This is a genomic window from Bacillus sp. FSL W7-1034 (assembly GCF_038593365.1).
GTDB classification, from domain to species: Bacteria; Bacillota; Bacilli; order Bacillales; family Bacillaceae; genus Bacillus; species Bacillus altitudinis.
This window is the reverse complement of record NZ_CP151989.1, coordinates 2,854,269-2,870,601: the sequence shown is the minus strand read 5'-3', so window position 1 is coordinate 2,870,601 and position 16,333 is coordinate 2,854,269. Positions and strand designations below refer to the sequence as shown.

The 16,333-nt window shown below is 41.2% G+C and carries 17 protein-coding genes; 14 read left to right on the top strand and 3 right to left on the bottom strand.

Annotation, left to right across the window (positions count from 1 at the left end; translation table 11 throughout):
* The first annotated feature begins 119 nt into the window (after window positions 1-119).
* Window positions 120-512, top strand: coding sequence for a S1 domain-containing post-transcriptional regulator GSP13 (gene yugI, locus NST73_RS14890; RefSeq protein ID WP_024719717.1), 393 nt, complete (start codon window positions 120-122; stop codon window positions 510-512).
* Window positions 513-579: 67 nt separating this feature from the next.
* Here the strand turns inward: yugI and NST73_RS14885 are convergent, their stop codons facing one another.
* Complete coding sequence (locus tag NST73_RS14885; protein WP_008345792.1) at window positions 580-816, bottom strand: DUF378 domain-containing protein; 237 nt, start codon at window positions 814-816, stop codon at window positions 580-582.
* A 144-nt stretch (window positions 817-960) separates the two neighbouring features.
* Here NST73_RS14885 and NST73_RS14880 point away from each other — a divergent pair, with 144 nt between their 5' ends.
* The 5 genes from NST73_RS14880 to NST73_RS14860 all read left to right on the top strand — a co-directional run bounded on the left by NST73_RS14880 (window position 961) and on the right by NST73_RS14860 (window position 5,865).
* The gene (locus NST73_RS14880; RefSeq protein ID WP_017358962.1) at window positions 961-2,124 is read left to right on the top strand and encodes an iron-containing alcohol dehydrogenase; all 1,164 of its coding nucleotides are present in this window, start codon (window positions 961-963) and stop codon (window positions 2,122-2,124) included.
* Window positions 2,125-2,243: 119 nt separating this feature from the next.
* Window positions 2,244-3,416 (top strand): iron-containing alcohol dehydrogenase, encoded by a 1,173-nt coding sequence (locus NST73_RS14875; protein WP_326242278.1) that lies wholly within the window; start codon window positions 2,244-2,246, stop codon window positions 3,414-3,416.
* 126 nt (window positions 3,417-3,542) lie between these two features.
* Entirely contained in the window at window positions 3,543-4,898 is a 1,356-nt protein-coding gene (locus tag NST73_RS14870; protein ID WP_342499178.1) for a glucose-6-phosphate isomerase, read from the top strand.
* A 317-nt stretch (window positions 4,899-5,215) separates the two neighbouring features.
* Entirely contained in the window at window positions 5,216-5,434 is a 219-nt protein-coding gene (locus NST73_RS14865; RefSeq protein WP_024719714.1) for a spore germination protein, read from the top strand.
* A gap of 29 nt (window positions 5,435-5,463) precedes the next feature.
* A complete protein-coding gene (locus NST73_RS14860; protein ID WP_024719713.1) occupies window positions 5,464-5,865 on the top strand; it encodes a YugN-like family protein in 402 nt (133 codons plus the stop codon).
* Here NST73_RS14860 and NST73_RS14855 read toward each other — a convergent pair.
* Window positions 5,862-6,848, bottom strand: a complete 987-nt coding sequence (locus tag NST73_RS14855; protein WP_041091818.1) for a potassium channel family protein — start codon at window positions 6,846-6,848, stop codon at window positions 5,862-5,864. The genes NST73_RS14860 and NST73_RS14855 overlap by 4 nt on opposite strands.
* Window positions 6,849-6,974: 126 nt before the next feature.
* Here NST73_RS14855 and NST73_RS14850 point away from each other — a divergent pair, with 126 nt between their 5' ends.
* The 6 genes from NST73_RS14850 to NST73_RS14825 all read left to right on the top strand — a co-directional run bounded on the left by NST73_RS14850 (window position 6,975) and on the right by NST73_RS14825 (window position 11,153).
* On the top strand, window positions 6,975-7,199 hold the full coding sequence (locus tag NST73_RS14850; RefSeq protein WP_342499177.1) for a hypothetical protein: 225 nt from the start codon (window positions 6,975-6,977) through the stop codon (window positions 7,197-7,199).
* Between the two features lie 81 nt (window positions 7,200-7,280).
* The gene (locus tag NST73_RS14845) at window positions 7,281-7,955 is read left to right on the top strand and encodes a zinc metallopeptidase (RefSeq protein WP_024719711.1); all 675 of its coding nucleotides are present in this window, start codon (window positions 7,281-7,283) and stop codon (window positions 7,953-7,955) included.
* 48 nt (window positions 7,956-8,003) lie between these two features.
* Window positions 8,004-9,296: a hemolysin family protein gene (locus NST73_RS14840; RefSeq protein WP_024719710.1), complete on the top strand. Its 1,293-nt coding sequence runs from the start codon at window positions 8,004-8,006 to the stop codon at window positions 9,294-9,296.
* A 136-nt stretch (window positions 9,297-9,432) separates the two neighbouring features.
* Window positions 9,433-9,834 carry a secondary thiamine-phosphate synthase enzyme YjbQ gene (locus NST73_RS14835; protein ID WP_025207889.1) on the top strand — a complete coding sequence of 134 codons (402 nt, stop codon included), beginning with the start codon at window positions 9,433-9,435 and terminating at the stop codon, window positions 9,832-9,834.
* Window positions 9,835-9,848: 14 nt separating this feature from the next.
* A complete protein-coding gene (locus tag NST73_RS14830; RefSeq protein ID WP_342499176.1) occupies window positions 9,849-10,880 on the top strand; it encodes a nitronate monooxygenase in 1,032 nt (343 codons plus the stop codon).
* Window positions 10,881-10,904: 24 nt separating this feature from the next.
* Window positions 10,905-11,153: a hypothetical protein gene (locus NST73_RS14825; RefSeq protein ID WP_017358966.1), complete on the top strand. Its 249-nt coding sequence runs from the start codon at window positions 10,905-10,907 to the stop codon at window positions 11,151-11,153.
* A 21-nt stretch (window positions 11,154-11,174) separates the two neighbouring features.
* Here the strand turns inward: NST73_RS14825 and NST73_RS14820 are convergent, their stop codons facing one another.
* The gene (locus NST73_RS14820; RefSeq protein ID WP_008345763.1) at window positions 11,175-11,915 is read right to left on the bottom strand and encodes a protein-glutamine gamma-glutamyltransferase; all 741 of its coding nucleotides are present in this window, start codon (window positions 11,913-11,915) and stop codon (window positions 11,175-11,177) included.
* Between the two features lie 156 nt (window positions 11,916-12,071).
* Between NST73_RS14820 and NST73_RS14815 the strand changes: the two genes are divergently transcribed.
* Window positions 12,072-14,063: a methyl-accepting chemotaxis protein gene (locus tag NST73_RS14815; protein ID WP_024719706.1), complete on the top strand. Its 1,992-nt coding sequence runs from the start codon at window positions 12,072-12,074 to the stop codon at window positions 14,061-14,063.
* A gap of 126 nt (window positions 14,064-14,189) precedes the next feature.
* Window positions 14,190-16,178, top strand: coding sequence for a methyl-accepting chemotaxis protein (locus NST73_RS14810; protein WP_342499175.1), 1,989 nt, complete (start codon window positions 14,190-14,192; stop codon window positions 16,176-16,178).
* Window positions 16,179-16,333 lie beyond the last annotated feature (155 nt).

The window sequence follows — 16,333 nt, the reverse complement described above, 5'->3', positions numbered from 1 at the left end:
CCCCCTTTTAAACTGATCTAAACCCAATTAAAAAATATTTTGCGTAAAAGAGCGTTCTGTGATATAGTTTTTAATTGCGTATAAACGAATATTAAAACATTTATTTAGGAGTTGTTATCATGGCGACAAAGTTTGAAGTAGGCAGTGTTTACACTGGTAAAGTAACAGGATTACAAGCGTATGGTGCGTTTGTTGCATTAGATGAAGAAACTCAAGGACTTGTGCATATTTCTGAAGTAACACATGGCTTTGTAAAAGACATCAACGAGCACCTTTCAATTGGTGACGAAGTACAAGTAAAAGTTCTTTCTGTTGATGAAAATGCAGGTAAAATCAGCCTTTCTATCCGTGCGACACAAGATGCACCAGAAAGAAAAGAAAGCAAACCAAAGAAACAAAGACCACAGCAAGCGAAAGAAGAAGCTGCTGCACCACAAGGTTTCAATACACTGAAAGATAAACTTGAAGAGTGGATTGAGCAATCTAACCGTAAAGACCTTATCAAGAAATAAAAAAAGCACCGCTTCAAACGGTGCCTTAGGCTGCCTCGTATAGGCGGCCTTTTTTATGTCTTTTTGTTTAGCGAACCTCTGGATTCGGCTCGTCACGGCGAACAGCTTCTTCGCTTGGCTTGAACAACAGACCAAGATTGACAAGACCTGCAATTCCAACAAGACCATAAATAATACGTGATAATGCAGCACCTTGACCGCCAAAGATCGCTGCTACTAAGTCAAATTGAAAAAAGCCGATTAGTCCCCAGTTAATAGCACCGATAATCGTGAGCACGAGGGCAATACGCTGAATAGCACTCATCGTGATTCCTCCTTTCGCTACAGCATCAATACATTTATATTTTGCAGATTTTTAGCCAAACTATGCGTAAGAAAATGGATGAAAGCAAATTACTTTACTTTTGGAATGAAAGAAGCGCATAATGTAGCGCGAGGAGGAGATCACATGGATCGATTTACTTATTGGAACCCAACGAAATTAATTTTTGGAAAGGGAGAAGTCTCAGCCCTTTCAGATGAACTAAAACACTACGGAAAAAACGTATTGCTTGTATATGGTGGAGGCAGCATTAAACGAAATGGCCTTTATGACCAAGTTGTCAGCATCTTAAAAGAATCAGGAGCTGCAATCACTGAGCTTGCTGGTGTTGAGCCAAACCCGCGCTTAACAACGGTCAGAAAAGGGGTCGAGCTTTGCAAAGAGAACCAAATTGATTTTATTTTAGCAGTCGGCGGCGGTAGCGTGATTGACGCAACAAAAGCGATCGCAGCTGGTGCGAAATACGATGGAGATGCTTGGGATATCGTCACTCGTAAGCATGTCCCAATGGAAGCCATCCCATTTGGTACAGTATTAACACTTGCCGCGACAGGTTCTGAAATGAACTCTGGCTCCGTCATCACAAACTGGGAAACAAATGAGAAATATGGATGGGGCAGTCCAGCTGTCTTCCCTAAATTCTCTATTCTTGATCCAGTCAATACATTTACTGTGCCAAAAAACCATACGATTTATGGCATGGTCGACATGATGTCTCACGTGTTTGAACAATATTTCCATCACACGGAGAATACACCTTACCAAGATCGTATGTGTGAAGGACTTCTTCGTACGGTCATCGAAACAGCACCGAAGCTGATCAATGATTTGGAAAACTATGAGCTTCGTGAAACGATTTTATTCACAGGCACCATTGCACTGAATGGAATGCTTTCAATGGGTGCACGCGGAGACTGGGCATCTCACAATATTGAGCATGCGGTATCCGCTGTGTATGACATCCCGCATGCAGGCGGTCTTGCGATCTTGTTCCCGAACTGGATGAAGCATGTTATTCAAGAAAACCCAGGTCGCTTCAAGCAATTAGCAGTGCGTGTATTCGATGTAGATCCTGCAGGCAAAACAGACGAAGAAGTTGGCTTAGAAGGAATCGAAAAACTTTCTGCTTTCTGGACAAGTCTAGGCGCACCAAACCGTTTAGCTGACTATGACATCAACGATGAGAAAATTGATCTGATTGCAGACCGTGCAATGGCACGTGGTGAATTTGGTCAATTTAAAAAGCTGAACAAAGAAGATGTTCTAGCTATTTTAAACGCTTCTTTATAATCGAACATGGAAAAGATAGCTGCTTTTAAGCAGTTATCTTTTTTGAGTTCTGCATGTACATATGTTACAGTAGTCTTTCATGTTTTTGGATATAAATGTTTTAAGGAGATGTAGAACAGATGGAAAACTTTATTTACTATAATCCAACGAAATTGATGTTTGGAAAAGGACAACTAGACGGACTAAAAAGCGAACTCGCTCGTTATGGAAAGCGAGTGCTTCTTGTATATGGTGGAGGCAGTATTAAGAAAAATGGTCTTTATGATAAGGTTATCAGCGCTTTAAATGAAGCAGAGGCTGACGTATTTGAACTGTCAGGAGTCGAACCGAACCCTCGTCTCACTACAGTGCAAAAAGGGATCGACATTTGCCAAAATGAGAACATTGATTTCTTATTAGCAGTTGGTGGGGGAAGTGTCATCGACTGTACAAAAGCCATTGCAGCTGGAGCAGAATATGACGGGAATGTTTGGGACATTATCTCAAAGAAAACAACCGCTCAAAAAGCATTGCCGTTTGGCACAGTGCTGACACTTGCGGCAACTGGTTCAGAAATGAATCCAGACTCTGTTATCACAAACTGGGAAACAAATGAAAAGTACGTGTGGGGCAGTTCAGTCACGCACCCTGCTTTTTCAATTTTAGATCCTGAGCACACATATTCTGTGCCAGAGAATCAAACGGTGTATGGCATGGTTGATATGATGAGCCATGTATTTGAACAATACTTCCATAATGTCAAAAACACCCCTCTACAAGATCGGATGTGTTTTGCTGTTCTTCAAACAGTCATCGAGACAGCGCCAAAGCTACTTGAAGACTTACAAAACTATGAGCACCGTGAAACCATCCTTTATGCAGGAACAATTGCTTTAAATGGCACGCTGCAAATGGGTTACTTTGGCGACTGGGCATCACATACGATTGAGCATGCAGTATCAGCAGTCTATGACATTCCGCATGCAGGTGGACTTGCGATCCTCTTCCCAAACTGGATGCGTCATACACTTGATCATAATGTCGAACGTTTTAAAAACCTCATGTTGAACATGTTTGACATTGAGACAGAAGGAAAATCGGATCGTGACATCGCATTAGAAGGAATCGACAAGCTGTCAGCCTTCTGGACAAGCCTCGGTGCACCGAGTCGTTTAGCGGATTATGATATTGGTGAAGATCAACTGGACAAAATTGCTGACATCGCAGCAAAAGAAATGGAATATGGTGGTTTTGGTAACTTTATGAAACTTGACCGTGATGACATTTTAGCGATTTTGAAAGCTTCTCTATAATTTGGATGGCCGCTTCTCTTCATGAGGAGCGGCTTTTTGCTGCATCAATGACGATCACTTGATTTCAATAGCTAGTTCCGCTAAAGTGAAAGGGACAGAACTAACGTAATGGAGGGCTTACAAGCGATGACACATATTCAATTTGACTACTCGAAAGCGTTACCTTTCTTTCAAGAACATGAGCTTACATATTTAAAAGATTTTGTGAAGGTGGCCCATCATAATATTCATGAACAAACGGGTACTGGCAGTGATTATTTAGGCTGGGTTGACTTACCGAAGCAATATGATCGCGAAGAATTTGCCCGCATTAAAAAAAGTGCAGAAAAGATTAAATCTGATTCTGATGTATTACTCGTTGTTGGAATTGGTGGTTCTTATCTTGGCGCACGTGCGGCCATTGAGTTTTTAAACCATTCTTTCTATAATAGTTTGCCAAAAGGCAAACGCAAAACACCGCAAATCATCTTTATTGGAAACAACATCAGTTCTTCTTATTTAACAGATGTAATGGATCTGCTAGAAGATGCCGATTTCTCCATTAATGTGATTTCAAAATCTGGTACAACAACAGAGCCAGCCATTGCGTTCCGTATCTTTAAAAAGCTCCTTATCGAAAAATATGGTGCTGAAGAAGCGAAAAAACGCATCTATGCAACAACTGACAAGGCACACGGGGCACTCAAAACATTAGCAACTGAAGAAGGCTATGAATCATTTATCATCCCTGATGACGTTGGCGGACGCTATTCCGTCTTAACAGCAGTTGGTCTATTGCCAATCGCTGTAAGCGGTGCAGACATTGATCAAATGATGGAAGGTGCTGCCAAAGCAAGTGAAGACTTCGCTTCATCTGAGCTCTCAGAAAATGCGGCTTATCAATATGCGGTTGTCCGTAATGTTCTTTACAATAAAGGACGGACAATTGAAATGCTGATTAACTATGAGCCAGGCTTACAGTACTTTGCGGAGTGGTGGAAGCAGTTATTCGGCGAAAGTGAAGGGAAAGATGAAAAAGGAATCTATCCTTCATCTGCGAACTTCTCAACAGATCTTCATTCACTTGGTCAATATGTACAAGAAGGAAGAAGAGACTTGTTTGAAACCATCTTGAATGTAGACAAGCCACGACATGAACTTGTCATCGAAGCAGAAGAACAAGACCTTGATGGGTTAAACTATCTTGCAGGAAAAACGGTTGATTTCGTCAATAAAAAAGCATTTGAAGGCACAATGCTTGCTCATACGGATGGAAAAGTACCGAACCTGATTGTGACAATTCCTGAAATGGATGCTTATACATTCGGATATCTCGTGTACTTCTTTGAAAAAGCATGTGCGATGTCTGGGTATTTACTAGGCGTCAATCCATTCGATCAGCCTGGAGTAGAAGCGTATAAAGTGAACATGTTTGCTTTATTAGGAAAACCGGGCTTCGAAGAGAAAAAGGCAGAACTTGAGAGCCGTCTCAAACAATCATAAGAATAAAAGGCACATCTTTTCATAAGATGTGCCTCAGATTGTTGACAAAGGGCTAAAATGAACTGTATTTTAGCCCTTTGTCTTCTTTTTAGCGTGATAGAAAACCTTTGAAGTCTAGGAAGGACGAGCACTGGAGCGGAGCGAATTTGACATTCGTGAGCACCAGTGCGCAGGACTGACAACGAATGCGAGGGTTTGTCTACACGCTAAGGCACATCTTTTCATAAGGTGTGCCTTTTTTTATGTTCTCATGGTGTCAGTGCAAGCCTCCCTAAGCTCTGTACATAGAATAATCAATGGAGGAGGTTGAAGAAGCGATGAGAACAAATCATATTTATATCCATGACATTTCCGGGCAGGCCATCGTTAACTTTGGGAATGTTGGGCGGATTTGTCCAATGAGTGCTACGAAAGAAACATCAGGAGCGGGCAGTGTGAACGAGACAAATGCATCATCCAGCCAAAGCTTATTTGATGCTGCTTTTACAAACAATGTGCAAATCACGAAAGGCAAATGTATGAATTCCTCTCTTTAACGAACCCTATACAAAAAGGAGGGTTCTGTATGATTCATGTACCATCTAGGCTGACTGGTGAAAGCTTTTCACTGTACCATTTAGAAGAAAACATGAAGCCGCTCGGATATGTCATTAATGGGAATTGGGATTATGATCATGGATATTTTGATTATAAAATTGACAACCGTGACGGCTATACCTTTCTCAGAGTTCCGTTTACAGCCGAGAAAGGACAGCTGGATCAGCCAGGCGTTGTGGTGAAAATGGGACATCCATTTCTCTTAAAGCATGTCTATCAAGATAAATTAGATGACCATGCGATGGTTGGAAATGTAGGGGCATCTTTTAACCAATTCCAAGAACCGAAAGAGAAAGACGGAGATGTGTCAAAGGCTTATGCCGAAATTGGCTTTTCACTCGTCAAAGAATTAGAAGATGTACTGCTTTAAAAGCTGATCAGCTCATCCTCTGGATGAAGCTCATATCCAAAAGGAGGATTCATCATGGGTCCTTCTTTTTTTTGTACGCCTACAATGATCACATGATGCTCTAAAAAGTGATGAAGTGCCGTTAAGAATGTCTCTCCAGCTAATGAAGCTGGTACTGGAATGATAGTGATCTGTTTATGGAGGGTCATGTTTCTTTTTATTTTTAACGCCATGAGCTGTTCTTTTAAAAGAAAATGCTCCACCATTAAATGATTCACGGCATCAGAAGTATGGATGACTTGATTGGCTCCAGCCCGCTCAGCATTTTTCACATAGCGATCGGTTAAAATTTCAATTAAACAATATAACGAAGGATTTAATCCTTTTGCGGCAAGCAAGGTTAAGACACTCTGCATATCAGCCGTCACTTCATTTTCATGCTGGTCTGCGGTAATCATCAATGTATCAGCACTCATAATATTTGCTCTGCGAAGTGTGGCATCCTCTGTACCATGGCCTTTAATAAAATGGACATTCTCTAAAAGAGGTCCTTCCTTTAAGGAATCATCAATGAGTACAATCGGCATGGCGGGATCAATGGTTTGAAACGATTGAAGCAGTTTGTTCGTTTTCTCATTCCAGCCGACAATGATGAGATGTCCCTTCCCCTTGAAAGCCACCTTCCCCTCTACATAATGGTGCTGTTTGCTAAATACAGCGGCAGCAAGCGTGGCAAAATATGCCGTGACAAAGCTGGCGCCGATCAAAATAAGCGCCATCCCTGCTACTTGCCCAGGCATGGTTTGCGGCACAAAATCACCATAGCCTACCGTCGCGACTGTAATGAGAGCCCACCAGATCCCATCAAAGATCGTATGATACTGCTTTGGTTCAAGTATGACGATTAATTGTCCAAAAAAGAGAAGCAAGAAACAGATGATGATCGCAATGCGAACATAAAGAGGCCATCTTAGCCAGGCAATGAAGATACGGTTTGATTTCATCGAACTCGTCCTTTCAGGGAGACTGCTAATGTCAGTATGCCCGATTAGGAAACAATTTTTCATCATCGTCATGTATTGAAACAGAACCCATATCTTAAAATAAGAGAGAAGAAGGAGGGAATGCGAATGTCGTTTGTTCAAAAGACCGTACTTCTTTTTATCGGCGCACACTTTTTATCATCTGCGGTGATTTTACTCGTGTTTGATTTAAATGCGGTGAACCATTTTATGAATGATTTTTCGTGGCTTCGTTTTTTTGAAGACCTATATGGAACGGTGACATTTTATACAGCATGCATCGGAATGTTCTTCTTTTTCATTGGTGTAGTGATTCCCCTTAAAAAGACCTAGTGCTTTTTGCTGTACACGTTACATAAAAGTCATTAAAATTGTAAATAAATATATAAAATAAAAAGGAAGCTGATGAGCATGCTGTTTTTTTATTTTTTAACATTTGCCGCATTGGGATTGTCTTTTTGGGCACAATTTAAAGTAAAGAATAATTTTGAAAAGTATTCAAAGGTTGAAGCTGCCAGTATGAAAACAGGTGCTGAAACCGCTCGATATATTTTAGATCGCAACGGGTTATACGATGTACCCGTTGAACCGGTAAGAGGAACTTTGACTGATCATTACGACCCGACGCAGCGTGTGGTTCGTTTATCTGAACCAGTGTATTATGGCCATTCCATTTCGGCCATTTCAGTCGCATCACACGAGGTTGGACATGCCTTGCAGCATCAGGAATCCTATGGTGCGCTTGTCTTGAGACATAAGATCTTCCCTGTCGTGAACTTTGCATCTGGTGTTGCCCCGCTTCTTTTCCTAGGTGGATTATTGCTCGGCAGCCTTAACTTAATCGGGCTTGGGATCGTTCTGTTCTCAGCTGCTGTGTTCTTTCAGCTAGTGACATTGCCTGTTGAGTTTAACGCAAGTTCTCGTGCAAAGAATATCATTGTTTCAGAAGGAATCATTAGAAGCAGTGAAGAAAGAGGCGTGAACAAGGTGTTAAATGCCGCAGCTCTTACGTACGTAGCAGCGGCCCTTGTCTCCCTGTTTGAATTGCTCCGTTTTGTAATGATCTTCCTAAATGGCCGTAATGATTAATTGACGCCAGAGGAGGTGAGCCCTTACCCGTGTTAGGTAAGGGTTTTTTTGTATATTTTAAATGTATTTTTAGTCCTATTACTCATTGCTGCGACAGCATTTTTTGTTGTCACTGAATTTGCGATTGTGAAAATTAGAGGCTCAAAAATCAATCAGCTGATTGAAAGCGGTGATAAGAGAGCCATTCATGTTCAAAAACTGACAACCAACCTTGATGAATATTTATCTGCCTGTCAGCTTGGCATTACCATCACGGCATTAGGCTTAGGGTGGTTAGGGGAGCCAACAGTGGAACATTTCCTGCATCCGCTTTTTGAAAAGGCAGGGCTTCATTCCGCTTTGACAGACATCATATCGTTTATCATTGCCTTTGTGATCATTACGTTTTTGCATGTTGTCGTTGGGGAACTTGCTCCCAAAACGATTGCCATTCAAAAGGCAGAAGCCGTCAGTCTTGTGACGGCAAAACCTCTTATTTTTTTCTATAAAGTCATGTACCCGTTTATTAAAGCATTAAATGGGGCTGCACGAGGCATTGTGAAATTATTTGGTTTTCATTCTGTCAAAGAACATGAAGTGGCGATCAGTGAGGAAGAATTGCGTCTCATCCTGTCTGAAAGCTACGAAAAGGGCGAGATCAACCAATCTGAATACAAATATGTCAATAAAATATTTGAATTTGATAACCGAGTGGCGAGAGAGATCATGATCCCGCGCACAGAAATCTCTGCCATTGAAATTGAACAGAGCCTGGAAGACGTGACGCATTATATGCTGAACGAAAGGTATACACGTTATCCTGTCATTAAAGAAGACAAAGATCATGTCATTGGTGTGATCAATAGCAAAGACGTATTTAAAGCAAGTTTTCTCAATCAAGAGGTGTCCATTGAAGACTTAATGCGCCCTGTCATTCGTGTCATTGAAAGTACACCGATTCAAGAACTGTTGATTTTGATGCAAAAGGAACGGATTCATATGTCGGTGCTTGTAGATGAATACGGCGGAACAGCAGGTCTCGTCACAGTTGAAGACATATTAGAAGAAATTGTGGGCGAGATTCGAGATGAATATGATCAAGATGAAACCCCGCATATTGTGAAAAAAGGTGACTTCCACTATGTCATGGATGGGAAAGCCTTGATCGATGAAGTAAATGATTTATTGGATTTAGCGATTGAAAATGATGATGTTGATACAATTGCCGGCTGGATGATGACGCATAAAATTGATTTTGACATTGGAGATATCATTGAAGCAGAAGGCTGTGAATTTAAAATTGTCGATGCAGAAGATCATCATATTCGAACCATAGAAGTAAAAAAGGTTCACTTTTCCTAAAAACCTCGGAGCTATTGACGAGGTTTTTTTGCTTGGTAAACTTTAGGTAAGAAGATTTGTTTCTGCCAACCGGCAGTGATTGGTTTCACATAAAAAGGGTATGGTTTTATAGACATGATCAAAAGGAGCCAGTGAAATGAAAAAAATCAACGTACAAACAGACAAACACGATGACATGATAGACATTACCCATGAAGTTCAGCAATATGTCCGGGAAACTGGGATTCAAAACGGAACGGTTATGGTCTATTGTCCACATACGACGGCTGGAATCACCATTAATGAAAATGCCGACCCAGACGTCAAACGTGATATGCTGCGCCGGCTTGACGAAGTCTTTCCGTGGGAACATTCAAAAGATCGTCATATGGAAGGCAATACAGCAGCGCATATGAAAGCTAGTTATATGGGAGCATCTCAGCACGTTCTTGTCCATCATGGTGATCTTGTGCTTGGAACGTGGCAGGGAATCTATTTTTGTGAGTTTGACGGACCGAGACATCGTCACTTTTATGTACAGGTGTCATCTAACGAGTAAGGGCGGGGGAGAAGATGGGAGAATTCACAGCGTTACTTCAAATTGAACATGGCATCATTCAAGCACCAATGGCAGGAGGAGCGGTGACGCCGCAGCTTGTCGCCGCTGTTTCACAATATGGGGGTCTCGGCAGCTTAGCAAGTGGTTATGTACAGCCTGAAAAGATGAGGCAGCAAATCAGACAGGTCAAACAGCTGACATCTCGTCCATTTCAAGTGAATGTGTTTGTCCCTGAACCCATTTCAGAAACGAAAACAGAAGATGTATCATTTTGGACAGATCGGCTACCTGTCATACCAGAAGCACAGATAATCCCTAGCGAAGAAGAATTATGGAAGGACTATGAACAAAAAATCAACATTCTTCAAGAAGAAGAAGTCCCAGCTGTGTCGTTTACATTTGCCTGTCCAAACGAACAAACAATTCATCACCTGAAACAAAAGGGGATCTTTCTCATCGGAACAGCTACAACAAAAAAAGAAGCACTGCTTTTAGAAGAAAAAGGCATGGATGCCATTGTTCTGCAAGGAAGCGAAGCAGGAGGGCACCGAGGCACCTTTTTACATTCAAAGGGAGATGCTCTGCAGGGACTTTTCTGCCTGATCAGTGATGTCAGGTCTGTCTGTCATATCCCATTGATTGCCGCTGGAGGTATCACAGACAGGACCACTATGAAAGCTGCACTAGCACTTGGAGCAGATGTGGTTCAAATAGGGACACGATTTTTAGCGAGTCAAGAAAGTGCTGCGGCAGATGTGTACAAAAAGGCGCTGTTACAGGCAGAAGGCAGTGAAACAGCGATGACACGGCTTTTCTCTGGAAAAAAGGCCAGAGGTATTGTCAATCAGTGGATGGAGGAAGAAAGACGAAATGAAGACCGGGTTCTTCCTTATCCTATACAGCATGTATGGACAACACCGATGCGAAAAGCGGCAGCTGCTACAGGAAACCCAGAACAAATGGCTCTTTGGGCAGGTCAGGGGGTTGGCCGTATTCATTCCATTTTAACCGTTGAAGAGATCATGCATGAACTCACGCAGATATAATTTGATGATGGGTGGTGTGACAGGATGGAAATCTTAAAACATTCATATCGGAAAAAAGGACAAATTGAATTTCTATTTGATGATTTTCCGCACTCCCCTGCTGTTCTTACCCCCATTCGTCATTACTATTTCGTTCGTTATGTGAAATGGAATCAGCACGACCCTCCAGTCACAAGAAACGATCTAGAAGAAATGGAAATCCTAGCAAACACAATGCTTGGCACGCTCCATGATTACCGAAAACGTAAGGCATACAAAGGCCCCTTGTCATAACCTATAGACAAGAGGCCTTTTTTAGCTGCCAAACATTTGCCTGAGATAAATAACATCCATCCTAGTAGTCTGCGGCAGTAAATAAGCGGACTGAACCGCCCCTGGCCGTCTTCTGGCATTTAATTTATCGATAATCTCTGCAGCTGTTAAGATCCCAAGCCCATGCCCATAATATTGATCTTCCCCTAAGTAAATCACATTTTCTCCGCGCCATTGAGACTGTTGATAGCTAAACTCTGGATTCTCGAAATATAGGCAATCCCCATAAATAAAATCATTTCCGCGCTCTGTATAAATGGACAATGTATCATAGTGCCAGTCATACAGTGTTAAACTTCTAAGTCTTCGATTGAACTTCTCGTCTCCTACCGTTTGCAAGACTCCCATATAAAACACAATGACAATCGCTGTGGCACATTCAAAGGCATATTTTGAGCCATTTTCAAAGATGTCTTTAATCCCTGTAGATGGCTCGACTTGATAGCGCAGTTCTAACGCTCCGGCCTCTGATACACGCCAATAGGCGTCATTCGCACGGGACCTTTGAAAGATAGCAAATGAGGCACCGCTCTTATTCAAATCTCTTGCCGCATTCATGATATTCGATCTTAAAGTCACCTCAAATAACAAATCAGATGCCTGCCTATAACGGAACGTATCATTTGAGGCTTGTAACTGCATCAAAATGATCCGCTTTTGTCCTTCTAGCTGAAACGATGCCAGCTGCTCATTTGTCACTGGCTGTCCTGAAAGGATAATCATATGAAAAGCGCCCCCTTTTGTATTAGCGTATGCGGGATGCTTGGGCAAGGAATCAATTTGTGAAAATAAACAAAAAGGCATCCTTTTTATTTGAAAAACATGAAAATAATATGAAGATGTCCGATATAAAACATAACGTTTAAAAGGAGGAAAAACATGAAAAGTATCATAAAATGGTTGAAAAAACCATCGATTTCTAAAAGGCTGATTATTTCATTCACACTTGTTCTCGTCTTGCCTATCATTACACTCAGTACGATTTCATATCAGATTGCCAAAGAAGAATTAGATCATGAAATCATGTACGGAGCAAACGCAAGAGTCAATGAGCTGAATGACATGATCGAGCAAAAGCTTTTGAATAAGGAGAACGCAGTCAAACTGTTTACCGAAACATCCAGTGCTGCAGACTTTAAAAAGAAAAACCAGGACGAACTGTATGAGCATTTTGAGATATACAGTAAGATCAATGAAGATGATGTGGTTGGGTTTTATGCAGCAAGTAAAAATCGTGACTTTATTCAGTTCCCTAAAGTAGACATGCCAAAAGGCTATGATCCAACAACTCGTGATTGGTATAAAGCGGCGATGCAGGACGAAAAAGGTGAACCTGTGGTCACCAATCCATACATCTCTGCCACAACAAACGGCATGGTTGTCACAATCGCTCAGCGTCTGAAGGACGGATCGGGAGCCATTGGGATTGATATTGATGTTCAGGATATCGTCGATAAAATCAAAGATATTAAAATTGGACGAGAAGGATATCCAATTATTGCGAATAAAAATAAACAGATTGTCGCTCATCCAGAAGAAAAATCAGGATCTGCAGTGACTGAAAATATTTCATCAATCCTTTACAGCAGCAAAGAAGGAACATCAACTTATGAGAATAAAGGAGAGCAAAAACGTCTCGTTTTTGTAACAAATGATTTAACAGGTTGGAAAATTGCTGGAACGATGTTTGTATCAGAAACAGAAGAAGCAGCACAGCCAGTTTGGAATTCTGCCATTATTCTTTTAATTTCTTCTTTTATCCTTGGCGGTATTGCGATCTTCTTTATCGTTCGCTCCATCACAATTGGACTTAGAAGGCTTGTTGATTTCTCAGAAAAGGTGAGTGAAGGGGATCTAACGGAAACCCTCGAAACCAAATCGAAGGATGAAATAGGAGACCTCACAAGAAGCTTTAGTAAGATGAGTGAATCTTTGCGTGAAGTTATCCGAGCGGTCCAGCAATCTGTCGACAATGTAGCTTCAGCTTCAGAAGAGCTGACTGCTAGTGCCAGCCAAACAAGTCAGGCGACAGAGCATATCACCATGTCGATTGAACAATTCTCAAATGGGAATGAAGCACAAAATGAGAAAGTCGAATCTAGCACGAATCAGCTTGTCGCAATGAATGAAGGATTACAAGGTATGTCACAAACTTCATCAGAAGTGACTGCTGTCTCCATTCAATCGACAGAAGCGGCTGGACAAGGCGGACGTATCGTTGAAAGCACAGCGAATCAAATGAAACATATCGATACATCTGTACAAGAAGCCGAACAAGTCATGAAAGAATTAGAATACAAGTCTAAAGATATTACCAGCATTTTAAATGTCATTAATGGCATCGCAGATCAAACGAATTTACTTGCACTCAATGCAGCCATTGAAGCAGCAAGAGCAGGTGAATCAGGGCGCGGTTTCTCTGTCGTAGCAGAGGAAGTCAGAAAACTAGCAGTCCAATCTGCAGATTCAGCGAAAGAAATTGAAAAGCTGATCCAAGAAATTGTGTTGGAAATTTCCAAATCTCAAGAGATGTTCAAAGCTGTTAACCGAGAAGTAAATGCAGGACTTGGGATGACAGAAGAAGCAAAAGAAAGCTTCCAAAACATCTATGAGGCGGCAGAAGGTATGTCGAAAAAGCTCACTCAATTAAATGATACAGCGGTTGACCTATCAAGCGGGTCAAAACTTGTATCACAAGCCATGCAAGAGATGCGTCAAGTTTCAAGAGAAAGTGCGGCGAACATTCAAGATATTGCGGCATCTGCTGAAGAACAATTGGCATCTATGGAAGAAATTTCGTCCTCTTCTGTCACACTTGCCAATATGGCTGAGGAACTAAAAGAGCTGACAAGTCAATTTAAAATTGATTAAAAAACGATGAAAAAATATCCAGAATTGTCTGGGTATTTTTTTTATTTTTAAACGTCATTTCCAGCCCTCTAAAAATAAACCTTTCATCCGATAATAACTTTAGAGAAGTAAAGGGGGAAAGAGAAAATGGGAAAAATGATCCAATGGTTCAAAAAACCATCCATTTCTAAAAAATTAGTTATTGCCTTTTTGGTAGTCCTTATACTGCCAACTGTTGCACTGACCATTAGTGCGTTTTTCACATCAAAGACAGAGTTAGACAAACAGATTATGGGCAGTGCGATGAGTCAGGTCAATGCATTTGATACCTTAATCGATGAGAATATTGGGAACAAGGCAGAGGCTGTGACTCTGTTTACAGATGATCTCAAAGCGGCTAATCTTCAAGAAAAAAATAGAAAAGCTACCATTAAAGAATTGCAGCAATATGGAAAAATTAATGAAAAAGATGTCTCAGCCATTTATGCAGGTTCAGAAAAGGGTTTGTTCATGCAATACCCAGTTCAAAAAATGCCTGATGGCTATGACCCGCGAGAGCGTCCATGGTATCAAGAGGCCATGAGTGCTGATGGTAAACAAGTCATCACGAAGCCATATGTCGCAGCATCTACAGGTAAAATGGTCATCACCATTGCCCAAAAAATGAAAGATGGCTCAGGGGTGATTGGTCTTGATATGGAAATTGACAGCCTCATTCAAAAGCTAAAAGAAATCAAAATAGGTCAAAAAGGATATGCTTTCATCATGGAGAAGGATAAAACTGTGTTAGCAGATCCAACCCAAAAGCCAGGAAGCAAAGTCAATGAGAATTTGGCGAACATTATTTTTAAAAACAAACAAGGAAACGGCAGCTATACACTCAATGGAACAGATAAAAAGGTAGCTTATGTCACCAATGAACTAACCGGCTGGAAAATCGGCGGTACGATGCTCGTATCAGAAGTAGAGGATGCAGCTAAACCCGTTTTCAATACAGCCATTATTGTGTTCAGTGTGACACTGATCGTAGCAGGAACCCTCATCTTCTTTATTGTCCGCTCTATTTCAAATAGATTATCCAATCTGGCCCGTTTCTCGAAAAAGGTCAGCGATGGTGATTTACGTGATAAACTTCAGATTCAATCAGATGATGAAATAGGACAAGTTGGTAAAGGCTTTAATACGATGATTGACTCATTAAGATCCCTCATTGGTGCCGTCCAAACCTCCGTTGAAAATGTCGCTTCTTCATCAGAAGAACTGACCGCAAGCGCAGGACAAACAAGTAAAGCAACAGAGCATATTACATTAGCCATTGAACAATTCTCTACTGGTAACGAAAGCCAGAATGATAAAGTGGAATCAAGCTCAGAAGAGTTAGAAGAAATGAACAGAGGCCTTCAGCACATGAATGAATCGGCTGAATCGATTACCGCTTCATCCATCAAATCAACAGAGATTGCAGGAGAAGGCGGACAGCTAGTAGAAAAAACCGCTTCTCAAATGAACGTGATTGATCAATCAGTGAAAAAAGCAGAGAATGTCATCAGTGCGCTAGAAAGCAAATCAAAAGATATTACCCAGATTCTTGGTGTCATTAATGGCATCGCAGATCAAACGAATTTACTTGCGCTGAATGCAGCGATTGAGGCAGCAAGAGCTGGCGAATCTGGTCGAGGTTTCTCCGTTGTAGCAGAAGAAGTAAGAAAACTTGCTGTTCAATCTGCCAACTCAGCGAAAGAAATTGAAAACTTAATCAAAGAAATCGTTCAAGATATTGATGTATCACAAGAAGTATTCACAGCAGTAAATCAAGAAGTTCAATCAGGCTTAAGCTTTACTGAACAAACGAAAGTCAGCTTCCACAATATTTTCGACATGACCAAAGAAATCTCAGATCAGCTCCAAACAATGAATCGAACAGTTGTCCAGTTGTCAAAAGGATCTGCACATGTTTCTGAGGCTGTCCGTGAGATTGCAGACGTATCCCGTGAAAGCTCCGCCAATATTCAAGACATTGCGGCTTCAGCAGAAGAACAGCTGGCATCAATGGAAGAGATCAGCTCATCCTCTGCCACCCTTTCTTCAATGGCAGAAGAATTACGTGATTTGATTAGCAAATTTAAAGTCGAATAAACCAAATGAAAAGAACCTCCAGCTTTTTGGGGTTCTTTTTTCGAAGTGAATAAATCGAAAGGAATAGGTAAATATGCTTATTTTGGTGGTTTTTTGAACATTACACCTTGAAAAATAATCCGTATTACCTAAGAATAGAGGGGGATGATCCCAAA